Raw genomic sequence first — 14,822 nt, 5'->3', positions numbered from 1 at the left:
CGGCTAGGCCGTCTTGAACTTCAACAGGGTCCGGGTCAGGTGCAGGCTCGTGATCTGCCATGTCCCGTCACGCTTTTCGTAAGTCTCGTGGTAATGACCGGCGCCGTGCAGCTCGCTGCCATCGGGGAAGAACAACATGTCCTCCATCGCCCAGATACCCGTCGCGGTGGTATCGGAGGTCAGCATGATCTCCGGAGTGTGACAGTGGTGCACCGTCGCCGCGTTCTCGACACCGCCCCAGACCACCGGGAAAAACTCGTCGAAGCTGTTCAGCGGTGGGGCCGTCTGCGGATCGGCCCCACCGGTCGAGACAGCCATGTCGAGCTTCACCACAACGTCGTCGACGAACAACGCGCGCCAGGCATCGATGTCCTTGGTGTCCAGGAACCGGCAGTAACGGGCCTTGAGCTGCTTGATCGCTTCGATGTCGTCGGACAACGGGTCACCTCCTGGTCGACTACGGCGAACTATACGGTAAGCACCTCAGTTGCGATGCCGGCCGGCAGCTTCGCCACTCAGTCCAACAGGCGCACCGGTACGTTGCTCCAGCCCGCGACGTTCTGCATGTTCACCCGCTTGCAGGCGTCGTAATCCACTTCGTAGCGCGGCATGAAGTCCAGCATCTTGTCCAGTGCGATCACGCTTTCCAGACGCGCCAACGCCGCACCCAGGCAGCTGTGAATTCCGTAGCCCAGCCCGAGATTCTGCGCCTGCGATCGATCGCGGTCGATGTCGAACCGGTCCGGCTCGGTCCACGCTTCAGGATCCCGGTTGGCAGAACCGCCCACCAGGAACACCGGCTTGCCGGTCGGAATCGTCACCCCGTGCAATTCGACCTCGCGCATCGAGCGGCGCACGTTGTACTGCGCCGGCGCCTCGTAGCGCAGCAGTTCCTCGACCGCCGCCGGCACCTTGCTACGGTCCTCGAGCAGCTTCTGCCACTGGTCCGGAAACTGAGCAAAGACCACTGCCGCATTGCCGAGCAGCTTGGTCACCGTCTCGGCACCGGCACCGCCGAGCAGCGTGGCGAATTCGGTGATTTCGATGTTCGTCAGCGGGGACATCTCACCGTCGTCCCGTTCGATCTCGGATTCGATCAGCTTGCTTAGCAAGTCCTCGCCGAGATCCTCGCGACGCTTCTTGATCAGCCGGTAGTAATAGACGGCCATGTTGACGGCGGACTCCACCCCAGCCGCACTCATCTCGATCTGTCCCGCGTCCCGGTGAAGCAGGTCGTCGATCCACAGCCGCACCTGCTGGCGATCTTGGTCGGGGACGCCCTGCAGCGTGGTCATCACATCGACGGGAAAAAGGGCTGCGAAGTCCTGGACGAAGTCGAAACCTGCTGGGTCCACGGCCGAAAGGTGTTTGTCGACCAGTCCGTTCACCAAGCCCCGCTGGGACTGGATAGCGCGCGGTGTGAAGACCTTGTTGAGCAGACTGCGCATCCTCCGGTGCGCCGGTGGATCCATGGCGATGATCGAACCGTGCTCGGTGACATCACCTTTGCGAACTTGAGCGAGGTCGACACCGTAGGCCGAGGAGTAGGTCTCGTAGTCCTTGAACGCCGCGGCGACATCCTCATGACGCGTCAGCGCGTAGAAGTCATACCGCTCGCTGTAGTAGACCGGTGCGTGCACGCGCATCTGGCGGTACATCTCGTAGGGACTGTTGAAGAAGTCCTCGGAGAACGGGTCGAACACCACCGTGGCCGCAGTCATCGATAATCCTCTTCCGACTCTGTGACGAGTCACGGTCCGCGACATACCCCTGACCAGCTCACCCGTCCAGATCGGGGATCGGCCAGTCTTACTTTTTGTAAACGCTACCGTAAGCTATTCAGTAGAATCAACAACCCGCCCACAGGCCCCACCCGACCGAACGCCCTCACGCCGGTTCGCGACCGCGATTTGCCCACTATCTATGCGGTAACCATTACTGTAATGTCTTCCGTACTTGTTGTGAGAGCCGTGAAGCAGGGAGGCAGCTGGCCATGAAAGTGCCGTTCACCTGGAAGGTAACCGGCTGGTTCATGATCGGATGGTCGGCTGAGTACGCGGTCGGCGATGTCAAAGCGCTCAAGTACTTCGGCGAAGATCTCGCCGCCTATCGCGACGAGTACGGCGAGCTGCACGTACTGGAGGCGCACTGCAAGCATCTGGGCGCCCACATCGGCCACGGCGGCAAGGTCGTCGGGGACTGCGTCGAGTGCCCGTTCCACGGCTGGCGCTGGGGCCCCGAAGGCAACAACACCTACATCCCGTATCAGCCGGACAAGCCCAACCGCGGCCTGCGGCTGCGTTCCTACCCGGTCAAGGAGCAGTACGGCTGCATCTTCATGTGGTACCAGCCCGCCGGCTCGGAACCGCAGTGGGAACTGCCCGACATCTTTCACAAGTTTCCCCAGTTCGAAACCGATCCGAATGCGTACTACCGGCCCTACCCGGAGTTCTCCAGCCGGGCCGACGCGATCCCGGTCCACCCGCAGATCGTGGCCGAGAACGGCCCGGACAGTTCACATTTCCGCTACGTCCACGGCGCCACCGTGACGCCGGTATGTCTGCACTGGGAGCACGTCGACGAGGAGTGGCGGTTCCTGACGGGCTGGCCCGACGCCCGCAGTGACGATCCGAACAAGATGGCACTGCGGATTCACAGCCACTTCTCCGGCCTCGGCTTCGCCATGAGCGCCTTCGAGGGCTCGTCCAACCACCGGCTGATCTTCGCCTGCACACCGGTCGACGACGAGGTGTCGGACATGTTCTATTCGATCTGGTGGCCCAAGCTCGCGGGCGAGACGTCCGACATCCCGCCCGACGCGGTACGCAAGCAGGTGGAGAAGCAGTTCCTCAAAACCGTGTGGGAGGACTGCGACATCTGGCGCTACCAGAAGTACGTCGAGCATCCGCCGCTAGCGAAGATCGACGCGAAACCGTATATGGCCATGCGTAAGTGGGCGACCCAGTTCTACGAGGTCCCGCCCGTGGAGAACGCAGTCACCGTCTCATGAGGCCCGACCTGGCCGAACTGGTCGCGCCCGAGCACACCGCGATCGTCACTCAGGAATGTCAGGGCGCCGTGGTCGGTCCCGACGCCGGGCTGGCCGCACTGGCCGACGAGGCTCGCCGGGAAGCGCTGCCCAATATCGCCAGGCTGCTGCCGGCGGCGCGGGCCGCCTCGGCCCGGGTGGTTCATTGTCTGGTGCAGCGACGTCCGGACGGACTGGGTTCCAACCACAACGCCAAGATCTTCGCCATCGGCCGCAATGACGTCGGCATCCTGCCTGGCACCCCCGGCGCCACGCTGCTACCCGAATTCGGCCCGGAGCCAGACGATCTCGTGCTGTCCCGCTGGCATGGCCTGGGGCCGATGGGCGGCACCGACCTGGATGCGATCCTGCGCAACCTCGGGGTACGCACCATCGTGGCTGTCGGCGTCTCGGTGAACATCGCGATCACCAACCTGGTGATGGACGCGGTCAACGCCGGGTACCGGGTGGTGCTGCCCCGCGACGCAGTAGCCGGTATGCCGACGGCCTACTCCGACGCGGTCATCGACAACACTCTGTCCTTGCTCGCCACCGTCACCACCACCGACAACCTGCTGCACGCCTGGCAGCGCTGACCGCCCAAGAGGAGCACTCGTGCAGTTCACCGTTCCGGCTGTCGCTGAGGCCGTCGCCACCGCCCTCGGAGACCGCCCACTGATCGTCCAGGGCGACCGCCGCTATACCTACCGCCAGATCGTGGACCGGTCGAATCGGCTGGCGGCGTATCTGCATTCGCGCGGGCTGGGTGCACGGACCGAACGCAGTGAGCTGGCCGGCCACGAGGTGGGTCAGGACCTGCTGGGCATCTACGCCTACAACGGTCCCGAGTTCGTCGAATCCCTGCTCGGTTCCTTCCGCGCCCGCGTCGCCCCGTTCAACGTCAACTACCGCTACGTCAAGAACGAATTGCAGTATCTGCTGGCCGATTCCGGCGCCTCTGCGCTCGTGTACCACGCCGCGTTCGCACCGCGGGTCGCCGAGATTCTCGGAGATCTGCCGGCACTGCGGGTTCTGATCCAGATCGCTGACGACTCTGGCAATGAACTGCTCTACGGCGCAGTGGATTACGAGTCGATCGTCGGCTCCCCGACGCTGACGGCACCCCCGGTTGAGCCCAGCCCCGACGATCTCTACGTGCTATACACCGGCGGTACCACCGGCATGCCCAAGGGAGTGTTGTGGCGGCAGCACGACATCTTCATGACCGCGTTCGGCGGCCGCAACATGATGACCGGTGAGAAGGCACAGTCCGTCGAGGAGATCGTGGGGCGTGCGGTCGACAACCCGGGCACGAAGCTGCTCATCCTCCCGCCGCTGATTCACGGCGCCGCCCAATGGGGTGCGATGACGGCGCTGACGACCGGCCAAACCGTCGTATTCCCCAGTGTGGTCGACCGTTTCGATGCTGACGACGTGGTCCGCACCATCGAACGCGAGCAGGTGCTGGTGGCCACAGTGGTGGGTGACGCCATGGCGCGTCCGCTCCTTGATGCGATCAAGACCGGCCTGCGGGACGGCACCGTGGATGTGTCCTCACTGTCCGTCGTGGCCAACGGTGGGGCGCAATTGACCCCGTACGTCAAACAACAACTCATCGACGCCAAGTCCAACCTCATCGTTGTCGACGGGGTGGGGTCATCGGAAACCGGCGCTCAGATGAGCCACATGTCGGCCCCGGGTGCGGTGTCGACAGGAACCTTCAACGCCGGACCCGATACCTGCGTGGTTGCCGAGGATTTCACCGCGGTCTTGTCTGCGGGACACGACGGGCTGGGCTGGCTGGCACAGCGCGGGTTCGTGCCGCTGGGATACAAGGGCGACGCGACCAAGACGGCGGCGACCTTCCCTGTGATCGACGGCGTGCGCTATGCGACACCCGGTGACCGCGCCCGCCATCTCGACAGTGGCGCGATCGAGTTGCTCGGCCGTGACTCGGCGACGATCAATTCCGGTGGGGAGAAGATCTTTGCCGAGGAGGTCGAATCCGCGATCGCCTCACATCCGGCGGTGCGGGATGTGGTGGTCACCGGCCGGCCCAGTGAACGCTGGGGCCAGGAAGTGGTGGCTATCGTCGCGCTGGCCGATGGCGCCTCAGCGGAAGCCGAAGAGCTCATCCGGCACGCCGAATCCTCCATCGCCCGCTACAAGCTGCCCAAGGCCGTGGTGTTTCGCCCGGTCATCGAGCGCAGCCCGGCCGGCAAGGCTGACTACCGATGGGCCCGCGAGCAGGCGGTCAGCGAAACTTCTTGAGCCGGGCGGCGGTTCGGCTCCGGGCCCGCCGCAGCGCGAGGTCGGTGGTGACCCGCATCGAGGCGGTGAACGGCCTGGCCGCTTGGCCGGTGACGCTGAACGGCAGGTCACTGCCCACCACAGAGCGGTAGTGACTGAACGTATCGAAGCCGGCCTTGCCGTGGTAGGCGCCGGTCCCGCTGCGCCCGACGCCACCGAATGGGGCGTCCGACGGAATCATGTGCGCGGCAAAGTCATTGCGGGCCACCCCACCGCTACGGGTGTGGCTGACGAAGCTCCGGAAGTCGGCGTCGTCGGGGCCGAACCAGTACGCCACCAACGGTGAGGGATTGGCGTTGACGTGGTCGATGGCCTCGGTGAGCGCGGAGTAGCCGCGGACCACCAGCACCGGTCCGAACACCTCCTCGCCCGCGATCCGCATCCGATCGTCGACGTCACGCACGATGGTCGGGGCGATCTTGCGCGAGCCCGGATCGGGCAGCACCTCCCCCGCCGGCACGACGGAGTCGATGCGAGCCCCATGGGCGCGGGCGTCGGCGATCAGGCCGACCACCCGGTCGAAGTTGGCCTCGTTCACCGAGGAGCAGTAATCGGGATTGTCGACGATGGTGGGAAACAGATTGGTCAGTGTCTTGCGCGCCACCGTGACGAACCGGTCCACCTGAGCATCGGGGACGAAGACGTAGTCGGGACAGACGCAGACCTGCCCACCATTGACCATGCGTGCCTGGGCGATTCGGCTCGCCGCCCGTTCGATGTCAGCCTCCGGGGAAACCACCACCGGATTCTTGCCGCCCAGCTCCAACGTCACCGGAACCAGGTTTTCCGAGGCCGCGCGGGCGACCAGCGCACCGATCGAGGGCGAGCCGGTGAAGAACAGGTGGTCGAACGGCAGGCCGGCGAACTCGGCAGCCACATCCGGACCGCCGGTCACGACCTGTAATTCAGTGGCGTCGAAGTACTTCGGCGCGGTCGCCGCCATCAACTCCGCGGTGCGCGGGGTGACCTCGGACATCTTGATCATCACCCGGTTACCCGCTGCGAATGCCGCTGCCGCGGGTAGCACCGTCAGCTGGATCGGGAAGTTCCACGGACCGATCACCCCGACCACGCCCAGCGGGCTCGGCAGCACCTCGGCGCGCAGGCCCGCGAATCGCGCGGCCCGCATCAGCTTCGTGGCGCGCATCCATTGCGGGATATGCGACCTGGTGTGCTCGATGACCGAGAGCATGCCCATGATCTCGGAGAGGAATGCCGCCGACCGCGACCGCGATCCGTAGTCGGCCGCCGTGGCCGCGACGAAATCCTCGGAGTTGTCCAGGACCATGGCCAACAGCCGATCAATGCGGTTGCGGCGCAGCGCGACATCGGGCGGGCCGTCGGCGATGAAGGACCGGCGCTGGGCAGCCAGCAGCTCATCCAGACCGTCGCGCTGCGGCCGCACCGCCGCACGCTCCTCGATCGCGCTCATCGAATCCGTCTCCTCGCCAGGCACACGACATTTCACTCCGGAGATCTGTCCGGGGAGGCTAACGGTAGCACTGCCCCCGCAGGTCGTAGGCAATTGTCCGGGCGGACGGAATTGTTTACAGTCATGCTTACTGTCGTTCATTCAGTGAGAGGTCGGCGCATGTCGGAAACCGCACGCAGAATCGTCGTCGTCGGAGCCGGATCCGGGATCGGCGCAGCCACCGCGGCGCATTTCCACGAACGCGGCGACCACGTGCTCGCCGTCGATCTGCGCACAAGTGAGACGCCGGCGTCGGAGCACGCGACCTGCGACCTACGGGATGCGGGTGACGTCGCCCGGCTGTTGAGCGAGATCGGGGACGGCTGGGACATGCTCGCGCACGTCGCGGGGGTTCCGGGCACCGCACCGGCGGCCGACGTCCTCAAGGTCAACTATCTCGGGATGCGGCTGATGGCCGAGGGCATGTTGCCGCTGCTGCGCCACGGCGGCTCGATCGTCACGGTGGCATCGACCGCGGCCCTGGGTTGGCAACAACGCCTCGACATCCTCGATGGCCTGCTCGAGCTCACCGATGGAGACGCGGTGGCGCAATGGCAGGCCGGACAAGATCCGGACTTCCCGGTGTACACCACCTCCAAACAAGCCGCGATTCTGTTCGTCAAGCGGGTGGCGGGGCCGGCTTGGACCAAGTACGGGGTACGCGTCAACACCGTCAGCCCGGGTCCCGTCGAGACGCCGATTCTGACCGATTTCGAACAGACCATGGGCAAGGACGTCCTCGACCTGGTGCGGGCCACGGTGGGTCGGCACGCCACCGTGGACGACGTGGTTCCGCTGATCGCCTTCCTGGCCTCCCCCGAGGCGCGTTGGATCAACGGCCAGGACATCCAGGTCGACGCAGGCTTCATCGCCTCGATGAGCAATGGGGCCCCGATCCCCCTCTGACCGCTCAGAACCGCACAGATTCCGTTACTGTAAGATTTACAGTAATATTCATCAGCGTCGTGGATCCGTTGCGGACGGTGGGGGTGAGCTGTGGAGAGTGAAGTGCAGGATCTGACCGTCGACGAGTCGGTCGACGACACAGCCACCCTGCTGCGCGACCCGTACCCGATCTTCGCGCGGCACCGCGCCCAGCACGGGGTCTTCCGTGGCTCGGTGATGGACTGGTCCAAGACGCCGGAATCCCTACTGCCAGAACACCAATTCGCCGCGGTGTCCTTCGACGCGGTCAACGCCGTGTTCCGCGACGGCAAGTCGTTCAATTCGAAGATCTACGACAACACCATCGGGCTGTTCATCGGGCCCACCATCCTGGCCATGGAGGGCAAGACCCACCGCGACCACCGCAACCTGGTCTCGGCCGCCTTCAAGTCGCGCTCGCTGCAACGCTGGGAACCCGAGATCGTCCGCCCCATCTGCGAGGCCCTGGTCGACGAGTTCATCGAAGCCGGTACCGCCGATCTGGTGCGCGACTTCACCTTCGAATTCCCCACCCGGGTGATCTCCAAGCTGCTCGGCCTGCCCGAGGAGGACCTGCCCTGGTTCCGGCAACGGGCCGTCGAACTGATCAGCTACACGGTGAAGTACAAACGCGCCTTCGAGGCATCTGCGGCGTTGAAAGACTATTTCCTCGGCCAAATCGACCTGCGCCGCTCCCGCCCCACCGACGACATCATCGGCGACCTCGTCACCGCCGAGATCGACGGGGAGAAGCTGACCGACGAGGCCATCTATTCGTTCCTGCGGTTGCTCTTGCCGGCCGGGCTGGAGACCACCTACCGGTCCTCGGGCAATCTGATCTACCTGCTGCTCACCCACCCTGATCAGTTCGCCGCGGTACAGGCCGACCATGAGCTGGTCGGCCAGGCCATCGAAGAGGCCTTGCGCTACGAAACACCACTCACCACCGTGCAACGCTCGGCCACCCGGGACACCGAGCTTGACGGTGTGGCGCTGCCGGCCGGCGCGGTGATCGACGTCTGCATGGGGTCGGCCAACCGCGACGAGAACCGCTGGGAACGGCCCGAGGAATTCGACATCTTCCGGAAACGGTTACCGCACATCACCTTTGCCGCCGGCGAGCACACCTGCATGGGGCTGCACCTGGCCCGGATGGAAACCCGGGTGGCCATGGAGAGCCTGCTCGGCCGGGTACGCAACCTTCAACTGGTCACCGAGGACGACCCGCACATCTTCGGTCAGCCGTTCCGCTCCCCCACCGCCATACCCGTCACGTTCGACCCGATCCGCTGAAGGACGATGCAATGGTCAGGCCCGCGAACACCAGTGGTCGCCAGCGCCGCGAACGCGGGTCGATCAGCGTCGACGAAATCCTGCGCGGCGCATTTGAAATCGCCGACGAGGTGTCGATCGACAACCTCAGCATGCCGCAGCTGGCCCGTCATCTCGATGTCGGCGTCACGAGCATCTACTGGTATTTTCGCCGCAAAGATCAGCTGCTCGACGCGATGACCGAGCGCGTCCTGCGCGATTATGACCTCAGTGTGCTGTCCATCGACGCCGCCACCTGGCGCGAGTCCCTGCGCGCCCATGCCCACCGCATGCGCGCGATGTTCACCGAGAACCCGATCATGTGCGACCTCATCCTGATTCGCGGCACCCGGGGCGTACCGGCGGCCCGCACCGCGTTGGAGAAGATCGAGCAGCCGGTGGCCGCACTGGTGGCGGCCGGACTCACTGCCAAACAGGCCTTCGACACCTATACGGCCATCTCCGTGCTGGTACGCAGTTCCGCTGTGCTACAGCGCTTGCAGAGCCGCACCGCCGAGGACCAGTTCCCCCGCGAGTACTGGGAACAGGTACTCGACGCCGACGCGATGCCACTGATCGCGTCGATCCCCGGGCGTGGCTACCGAATCGGCATGGCCGACGACGGCAACTTCGACCACATCCTCGACAGCATCCTCGACCGGGGCGAGGCGTTCTTGTCACGCTGACAGCTCGGCCTGATTCTCCGCCGCCCACCGGGCGAGGTGTGCCAGCGGCCCACATGCGAATGAAGTGCCCAACTCGGTGAGTTCGTAAACGGCTGCCTCGCATCGTGAATCGTCAACCGTCCGCGCAATCAGGCCACGCGACTTCAAACGGCGCAGCGATTCGGTCAGAACCTTGTCGCTGATGCCGGAGATTCGGTGCAGCAGGAGGCTGCGGCGGGTTGGGCCGAGTCGCAGTGCGGACAGGACGACAGGGTCCCAAGTGTGGTTGATGAGTGCGACAGCAGCACGTACGTGACAGTCCGAAACAAACGACTGGCAATTCCCGTCGATCACCGGGCCAGTATCCCACTGCGCAGCACACCGATCGGTAGGAACCGGCCCTCTAGCGTCGCCACGACGACAACTACTCGGCGAAGGAGAGAAACGTGGTCATCGGACTTTTGGGTACCGGGAACCTGGCGGTCGCACTCGGAAAGGCGTGGGCCGGCACAGGGCATGCCATTGTGGTCACGGGACGTAACCCCGACCATACGAACGCCGCGGCAACGCAGATCGGCCCCGCCGCAAGGCCCGTCGCCCCCTCCGACCTGGCCGGCCTGGCCGACGTCATCGTGGTCGCGATCGCCTGGGACGGGTTGGCAGACGCACTGACGCTCGTCGGCGGCCCGACCGCGGCGTTGTCGGGTAAAACCGTCGTCGACTGCACCAATCCGGTGGATTACCGCAGCGGACGCCTGCATCCGGAATCCGGGTCAGCTGCCGAACTGGTCGCCCAGCTTGCCGTCGGCGCCCACGTGGTCAAAGCGCTGCATCTGTTCGCGGGCGTCTCATGGCCTTTCACCGGGGAACGAAGCATGTCTCCCGTGGTCGCAATCTGTGGTGACGACGCCACCGCGTTGCGGGAGAGCGAGAAGTTGATCGCCGATCTGGGGGCGCGCACGGCGATTCTCGGCGGACTCGATGCTGCCCGGCAGGCCGAAGAAGCCGCGGCATTCGTGATGCGCGTCGTGGCGGCCGGAGCAAACCCGCGCCTGACGGTTCCGGATGTGGACAGCCCCGTCGGTCATTGACGGGGCAGCCGCCAGCCGATCGTCTTGGTCTCGGTGTACTGCGCGAACCCCTCTATGCCGCACTGCCTTCCGACACCGCTGTTCTTGTATCCGCCGAAGGGTGCATCGGCTCCGTAGTACATGCCACCGTTCACGCCGATGGCCCCGGTGCGGATGCGCCGCGCGATGCCCATCGCCCGCTCGGACGATGCCGACAGCACCGCTCCTGCCAAGCCGAATGCGCTGTCGTTGGCGATCCGCACCGCCTCGTCGTCATCGTCGAACGGGATCATCACCAACACGGGTCCGAACACCTCGTCCTGCGCGATGGACGATCCCGGATCGGCCCCGACGATGACGGTGGGTGCGACGAAGTGCCCGTCGCGCAGATGATCGGCCAACCCGGCGACCTCACCACCGCCCACCACGATGTCGGCGCCGTCGCGGCGGGCGCCGGCGATGGCACCGAGCACGCGCTGCTTCTGCGCCGCACTGATCAGCGGGCCGACCAGGGTGGTCGGCAGTGCGGGATCGCCAACGGGCACCGCACCGAACGCCATCGTCACATTGGCGACCGCCTCATCGAACAGGCTGCGGTGCACCAGCATCCGGGTATTGGCCGCACACGCCTGGCCGGCGTGCACACAGGCTCCGATCGCACCGGGGATGATGTGGCCGGGCTTCGCGTCGTCGAGCACGATCATCGCCGACTTGCCGCCGAGCTCCAGGAAAGTGCGCTTCATGGTGTCGGCGCCCACCCGCATCAGGTGCCTGCCGACGGCCGTCGACCCGGTGAACGACACCATGTCGACACGCGGGTCGGTGCCCAACTGCCCGGCCACCTCGTTGGACGGCGTGGGCACCACATTGACCACGCCGGGCGGCATATCGGTGCGCTCCGCGATCAAGCGGCCCAGCCGGGTGGCATTCCACGGCGTGTGCGGATCGGGTTTGAGCACTACGGTGTTGCCGGCGGCCAGCGCGGGCCCGAGCTTGTTGAGGATCACCTCGATGGGGAAATTCGACGGGGTGATCGCTGCGACCACACCGACCGCCTCCTTGACCACGGTGCGGGCGTTGCGCTCACCGAACAGCCCACCGCCGTCGAGCGTGCGTTCCCACTCGAACTCGTCGATCAGCCGGGCCGGGTACCGCAGCGCGTCGGCCAGCGGCCAGTCCAGCTGGGCATTCTCCGTCGTCATCACCGGGCACCCCACCTCGGCGATCAACTCCTCACGCAGGTCATCTTTTTCGGATTCGATCGCCTCCTGCAGTTGGGCCAGCACGCGCTGACGCAGCTCACGATTGGTGCTCCAGTCGGAATCGTCGAACGCGCACCGGGCCGCCCCGATCGCCCGATCCATGTCCTCGGGACCGGCGGCCGCGGTCTGCCCCAGAACCAGGCCCGTGGCAGGGCTGAGATTGTCGAATTCAGCACCGGACGCCGCGGCGACCAACGCACCGTCGATCAGCATGCGTTTCTCGGCCCGGGCGCCGGCGCGGGCGCCGATGTCCACACTGGTAGCGGCCTGGTCGACGACTTCGCTCACGCGCACAACTGTAACACTTACAGTAATGCACCCAATCGCCGAAACCGCATTCCAGCCGAGAAAGTTCGAGTACCGGCCTGCTGGAACACAGTTTCGCGGTAGGTCAGCAGGCTTCCACCTGCACTGGCACGCCCGTCAGCCAGGACATGCCGGCCAATGCCTCGACGTCGGCGGGATCACTCGACATCAGCTGGTTGACGTTGGCCCCGCCCGCCTGGTTGGCGATCCGCCAGCCACCACTCCCCTTGTGCCCCCAGCCGTGCGGTATCGCGACCGTGCCACGCACGATGTCGTCGGTGAGCGAGAGCGCAATGTCGATCTGACCGTAGGGCGAACGCACCCGCACCGCGTCGCCGTCCGCGAGGTGGCGCGCCGCAGCGTCCTCGGTATGCATGAGCGCTCGATGAATCCTCTTGCCGCGCATGAGCAACGGTGAATTGTGCAACCAGGAGTTCTCCGAGCGCGGTTCCCGCATGCCGATCATGCGCAGCGGGTAGCCGTCGGGCTCGGCTCGTCGCGACAGCGCCGTGATCTCAGAAGCGATGTCCTCGTGCGCGAGCCGTATCCGCCCCTTCGGATACACCACGACCTCACCGAGCACGCCGGTACGGATGTTCGGTGCCACCACCACACCGTGTGGATACTGTTCGGCCAGGCGGCGGAACGTCAGCCCGCCGCGACGCAGCCCGAAACGGTCACCACCGTCGGCCATCCGGATCATTCCGTCGATCATCGGCCGCGGACTGAGCCGCTTCCCGCGTCGCGCAGCCCGCGTGGCCGCCAGCCGAAGCGCAACGAAAACCGGTGTGCGGACGCCCATCCGGCTGATCAGGTCGACGACGATGTCCCATTCGGTCCGGGCCTGGCCGCGCGGTGCCACCACCGCATCGGTGGCCTGACGGAACGGCGTGGCCTGGAACATCTGGAAGGTGACCGCGAAGTCGTCACGCTCGTACATCGTCGTCACGGGCAGCACGTAGTCGCAGTGTGCGGTGGTCTCGTTGACGTAGAGGTCCAGTCCGACCGAAAGGTCCGTCGATTCCATTGCTTCTTCTAGTTCCGCGCCGTTGGGGACCGACAGCACCGGGTTACCGGCTCCGATGAACATCGCCTTGACCTGCCGCCGGCCCGGCGTCGTGATCTCCTTGGCCATGAATGCGGCAGGCTCCGCCCCGATGACCAACGGCAGGTCACCGACCCGCGTCCGTTTGTTCCGGTAGCTACGGCGCAGCGAGGCGCCCATCGCGAGCGATCCCCATTTCTGGCCGGGGATGCCAAGTGTGCTGAACACGCTGCCGCCCGGGGCGTCCAGGTTGCCCGCGACGAGATTGACCGCATCGAGGAGGTAGGTGGTCAGGGTTCCGTTGCGGCCGACGCAGGTGCCGAGCCGGCCGTACACGGCGGCCCGTTCGGTGGCGGCGAGGTCGCGGGCCAACGTGCGCACGGCGTCTGGGTCGATGCCGGTGTGCCGTTGCGTGGCCTCCGGGCTGAACCGCGCCGATTGCGCCTCCAGCCAGTCCAGCCCGTCAGCCTGGGTCCGGGCCCGCGCACTGACGAGCCCCTCGGCGAACAGCACCTGCAGGATCGACAACAGCAGGTAGGAATCGGCATCCGGGACGATCCCGAGCCATTCGAACTGGGCGGCGGTCTCGCTGCGCCGCGGATCGACGACCACGACCCGTCCGCCGCGCTTGACGATGTCGTGCATGCGGTCCTTGATCCGGGGCGCGGTCAGGAAACTGCCGTGGGACACCACCGGATTCGCGCCGAACATGACCAGCAGGTCGGTCCGCATCAGGTCCGGGATGGGCACGGGGAACGGGGCGCCGTAGAGGAACTGGTTGGCCAGCAGCCGGCTGCTGGTGTCCTGAGTCGAGGAGCTGAAGAAATGGCTGTCGCCGCCGATGCCCTTGGCGAACGCCATCGCGGCGAACAGGTGCGAGTAGCTGAAGGCTGCCGGGTTTCCCATGTACCAGGCGAGCGCACCCGATCCGTGGCGGCGGTGGATCTCGGTGAGCCTGGCCGCGATGTCGTCGAGCGCCGCATCCCAGCTCACCGGTTCGAAACCGTCCGCGGTGCGCTTCAACGGCATGGTGACCCGATCGGGGTCGTTGACCACCTCGGTGAACGCGATGCCTTTCTGGCAGGCGAATCCGGCCGAAAGCGGGTGGTCCTTGTCCGGGCGCAGCGCGGCGAGCTTGCCGTCCTCGACCGTCGCGATCATGCCGCACAGCGGCTCGCAGATCCGGCAGAACGTCACCTTGGACTCAGCCTTGCCTTCGATCACTTGGACTACGTTACTGTAAGAGTTACAGTTGCTAGACATTTTTGGCCGACCACGGAGGAATCGGACGCATGCAGAAGGCCCTCGCGCCGGAGATCTCGACCTGGCCCGATGCCGAACCCCAGCTGATCTGCAGCCGCTGCACCGACTGCACGGCCACCACGTTCCCCGCCCAGGCCCGCTGCCCCAAATGCTCCGGCGGCAACACC

14 protein-coding genes are annotated in these 14,822 nt (G+C 65.7%); 8 read left to right on the top strand and 6 right to left on the bottom strand.

The window, feature by feature from the left end:
* Window positions 1-3: 3 nt before the first annotated feature.
* Both ACZYZ7_RS00070 and ACZYZ7_RS00065 read right to left on the bottom strand, forming a co-directional pair.
* Complete coding sequence (locus ACZYZ7_RS00070; RefSeq protein WP_090424921.1) at window positions 4-438, bottom strand: nuclear transport factor 2 family protein; 435 nt, start codon at window positions 436-438, stop codon at window positions 4-6.
* A gap of 77 nt (window positions 439-515) precedes the next feature.
* Window positions 516-1,721, bottom strand: coding sequence for a cytochrome P450 (locus ACZYZ7_RS00065; RefSeq protein WP_463739997.1), 1,206 nt, complete (start codon window positions 1,719-1,721; stop codon window positions 516-518).
* A gap of 272 nt (window positions 1,722-1,993) precedes the next feature.
* Here ACZYZ7_RS00065 and ACZYZ7_RS00060 point away from each other — a divergent pair, with 272 nt between their 5' ends.
* Genes ACZYZ7_RS00060 through ACZYZ7_RS00050 form a run of 3 tightly spaced genes read left to right on the top strand, consistent with a single transcriptional unit; the run spans window position 1,994 to window position 5,299 of the window.
* Complete coding sequence (locus tag ACZYZ7_RS00060; protein ID WP_463739996.1) at window positions 1,994-3,010, top strand: Rieske 2Fe-2S domain-containing protein; 1,017 nt, start codon at window positions 1,994-1,996, stop codon at window positions 3,008-3,010.
* Window positions 3,007-3,624, top strand: a complete 618-nt coding sequence (locus ACZYZ7_RS00055; protein ID WP_463739995.1) for a cysteine hydrolase family protein — start codon at window positions 3,007-3,009, stop codon at window positions 3,622-3,624. The genes ACZYZ7_RS00060 and ACZYZ7_RS00055 overlap by 4 nt, the downstream gene beginning before the upstream one ends.
* Window positions 3,625-3,643: 19 nt before the next feature.
* Window positions 3,644-5,299, top strand: coding sequence for an acyl-CoA synthetase (locus ACZYZ7_RS00050; protein ID WP_450068630.1), 1,656 nt, complete (start codon window positions 3,644-3,646; stop codon window positions 5,297-5,299).
* On the opposite strand, the gene ACZYZ7_RS00045 is transcribed toward ACZYZ7_RS00050, so the two are convergent.
* Window positions 5,283-6,770 carry an aldehyde dehydrogenase family protein gene (locus ACZYZ7_RS00045; protein ID WP_450068629.1) on the bottom strand — a complete coding sequence of 496 codons (1,488 nt, stop codon included), beginning with the start codon at window positions 6,768-6,770 and terminating at the stop codon, window positions 5,283-5,285. The two genes, ACZYZ7_RS00050 and ACZYZ7_RS00045, sit on opposite strands and share 17 nt — an antisense overlap.
* A gap of 159 nt (window positions 6,771-6,929) precedes the next feature.
* Between ACZYZ7_RS00045 and ACZYZ7_RS00040 the strand changes: the two genes are divergently transcribed.
* The 3 genes from ACZYZ7_RS00040 to ACZYZ7_RS00030 all read left to right on the top strand — a co-directional run bounded on the left by ACZYZ7_RS00040 (window position 6,930) and on the right by ACZYZ7_RS00030 (window position 9,730).
* Window positions 6,930-7,715, top strand: a complete 786-nt coding sequence (locus ACZYZ7_RS00040) for an SDR family oxidoreductase (protein ID WP_450068628.1) — start codon at window positions 6,930-6,932, stop codon at window positions 7,713-7,715.
* 90 nt (window positions 7,716-7,805) lie between these two features.
* Window positions 7,806-9,026: a cytochrome P450 gene (locus ACZYZ7_RS00035; RefSeq protein WP_450068627.1), complete on the top strand. Its 1,221-nt coding sequence runs from the start codon at window positions 7,806-7,808 to the stop codon at window positions 9,024-9,026.
* 11 nt (window positions 9,027-9,037) lie between these two features.
* Window positions 9,038-9,730 (top strand): TetR/AcrR family transcriptional regulator, encoded by a 693-nt coding sequence (locus tag ACZYZ7_RS00030; RefSeq protein WP_135453458.1) that lies wholly within the window; start codon window positions 9,038-9,040, stop codon window positions 9,728-9,730.
* Here the strand turns inward: ACZYZ7_RS00030 and ACZYZ7_RS00025 are convergent.
* A complete protein-coding gene (locus tag ACZYZ7_RS00025; protein ID WP_450068626.1) occupies window positions 9,722-10,063 on the bottom strand; it encodes a winged helix-turn-helix transcriptional regulator in 342 nt (113 codons plus the stop codon). The genes ACZYZ7_RS00030 and ACZYZ7_RS00025 overlap by 9 nt on opposite strands.
* 92 nt (window positions 10,064-10,155) lie before the next feature.
* Between ACZYZ7_RS00025 and ACZYZ7_RS00020 the strand changes: the two genes are divergently transcribed.
* Complete coding sequence (locus ACZYZ7_RS00020; protein WP_450068625.1) at window positions 10,156-10,800, top strand: NADPH-dependent F420 reductase; 645 nt, start codon at window positions 10,156-10,158, stop codon at window positions 10,798-10,800.
* On the opposite strand, the gene ACZYZ7_RS00015 is transcribed toward ACZYZ7_RS00020, so the two are convergent.
* Window positions 10,794-12,329: an aldehyde dehydrogenase family protein gene (locus ACZYZ7_RS00015; protein WP_450068624.1), complete on the bottom strand. Its 1,536-nt coding sequence runs from the start codon at window positions 12,327-12,329 to the stop codon at window positions 10,794-10,796. The genes ACZYZ7_RS00020 and ACZYZ7_RS00015 overlap by 7 nt on opposite strands.
* A 103-nt stretch (window positions 12,330-12,432) precedes the next feature.
* A complete protein-coding gene (locus ACZYZ7_RS00010; RefSeq protein ID WP_450068623.1) occupies window positions 12,433-14,655 on the bottom strand; it encodes a molybdopterin-containing oxidoreductase family protein in 2,223 nt (740 codons plus the stop codon).
* Between the two features lie 29 nt (window positions 14,656-14,684).
* Between ACZYZ7_RS00010 and ACZYZ7_RS00005 the strand changes: the two genes are divergently transcribed.
* Window positions 14,685-14,822, top strand: a 138-nt coding sequence (locus tag ACZYZ7_RS00005; protein WP_463740528.1) for a zinc ribbon domain-containing protein, incomplete at its 3' end; no start/stop codon positions are given.

Source organism: Mycobacterium sp. IDUB_17, from assembly GCF_055419465.1.
Note: the sequence above shows the minus strand (reverse complement) of the source record. Positions and strands in the feature narration are given on the sequence as shown.

Excerpts from the sequence above, each read along its gene's own strand:
- ACZYZ7_RS00010 (WP_450068623.1), bottom strand. The coding sequence starts at position 14,655 with ATGTCTAGCAACTGTAACTCTTACAGTAACGTAGTCCAAGTGATCGAA.
- ACZYZ7_RS00045 (WP_450068629.1), bottom strand. The coding sequence starts at position 6,770 with ATGAGCGCGATCGAGGAGCGTGCGGCGGTGCGGCCGCAGCGCGACGGT.
- ACZYZ7_RS00040 (WP_450068628.1), top strand. The coding sequence starts at position 6,930 with ATGTCGGAAACCGCACGCAGAATCGTCGTCGTCGGAGCCGGATCCGGG.
- ACZYZ7_RS00060 (WP_463739996.1), top strand. The coding sequence starts at position 1,994 with ATGAAAGTGCCGTTCACCTGGAAGGTAACCGGCTGGTTCATGATCGGA.
- ACZYZ7_RS00055 (WP_463739995.1), top strand. The coding sequence starts at position 3,007 with ATGAGGCCCGACCTGGCCGAACTGGTCGCGCCCGAGCACACCGCGATC.
- ACZYZ7_RS00030 (WP_135453458.1), top strand. The coding sequence starts at position 9,038 with ATGGTCAGGCCCGCGAACACCAGTGGTCGCCAGCGCCGCGAACGCGGG.
- ACZYZ7_RS00065 (WP_463739997.1), bottom strand. The coding sequence starts at position 1,721 with ATGACTGCGGCCACGGTGGTGTTCGACCCGTTCTCCGAGGACTTCTTC.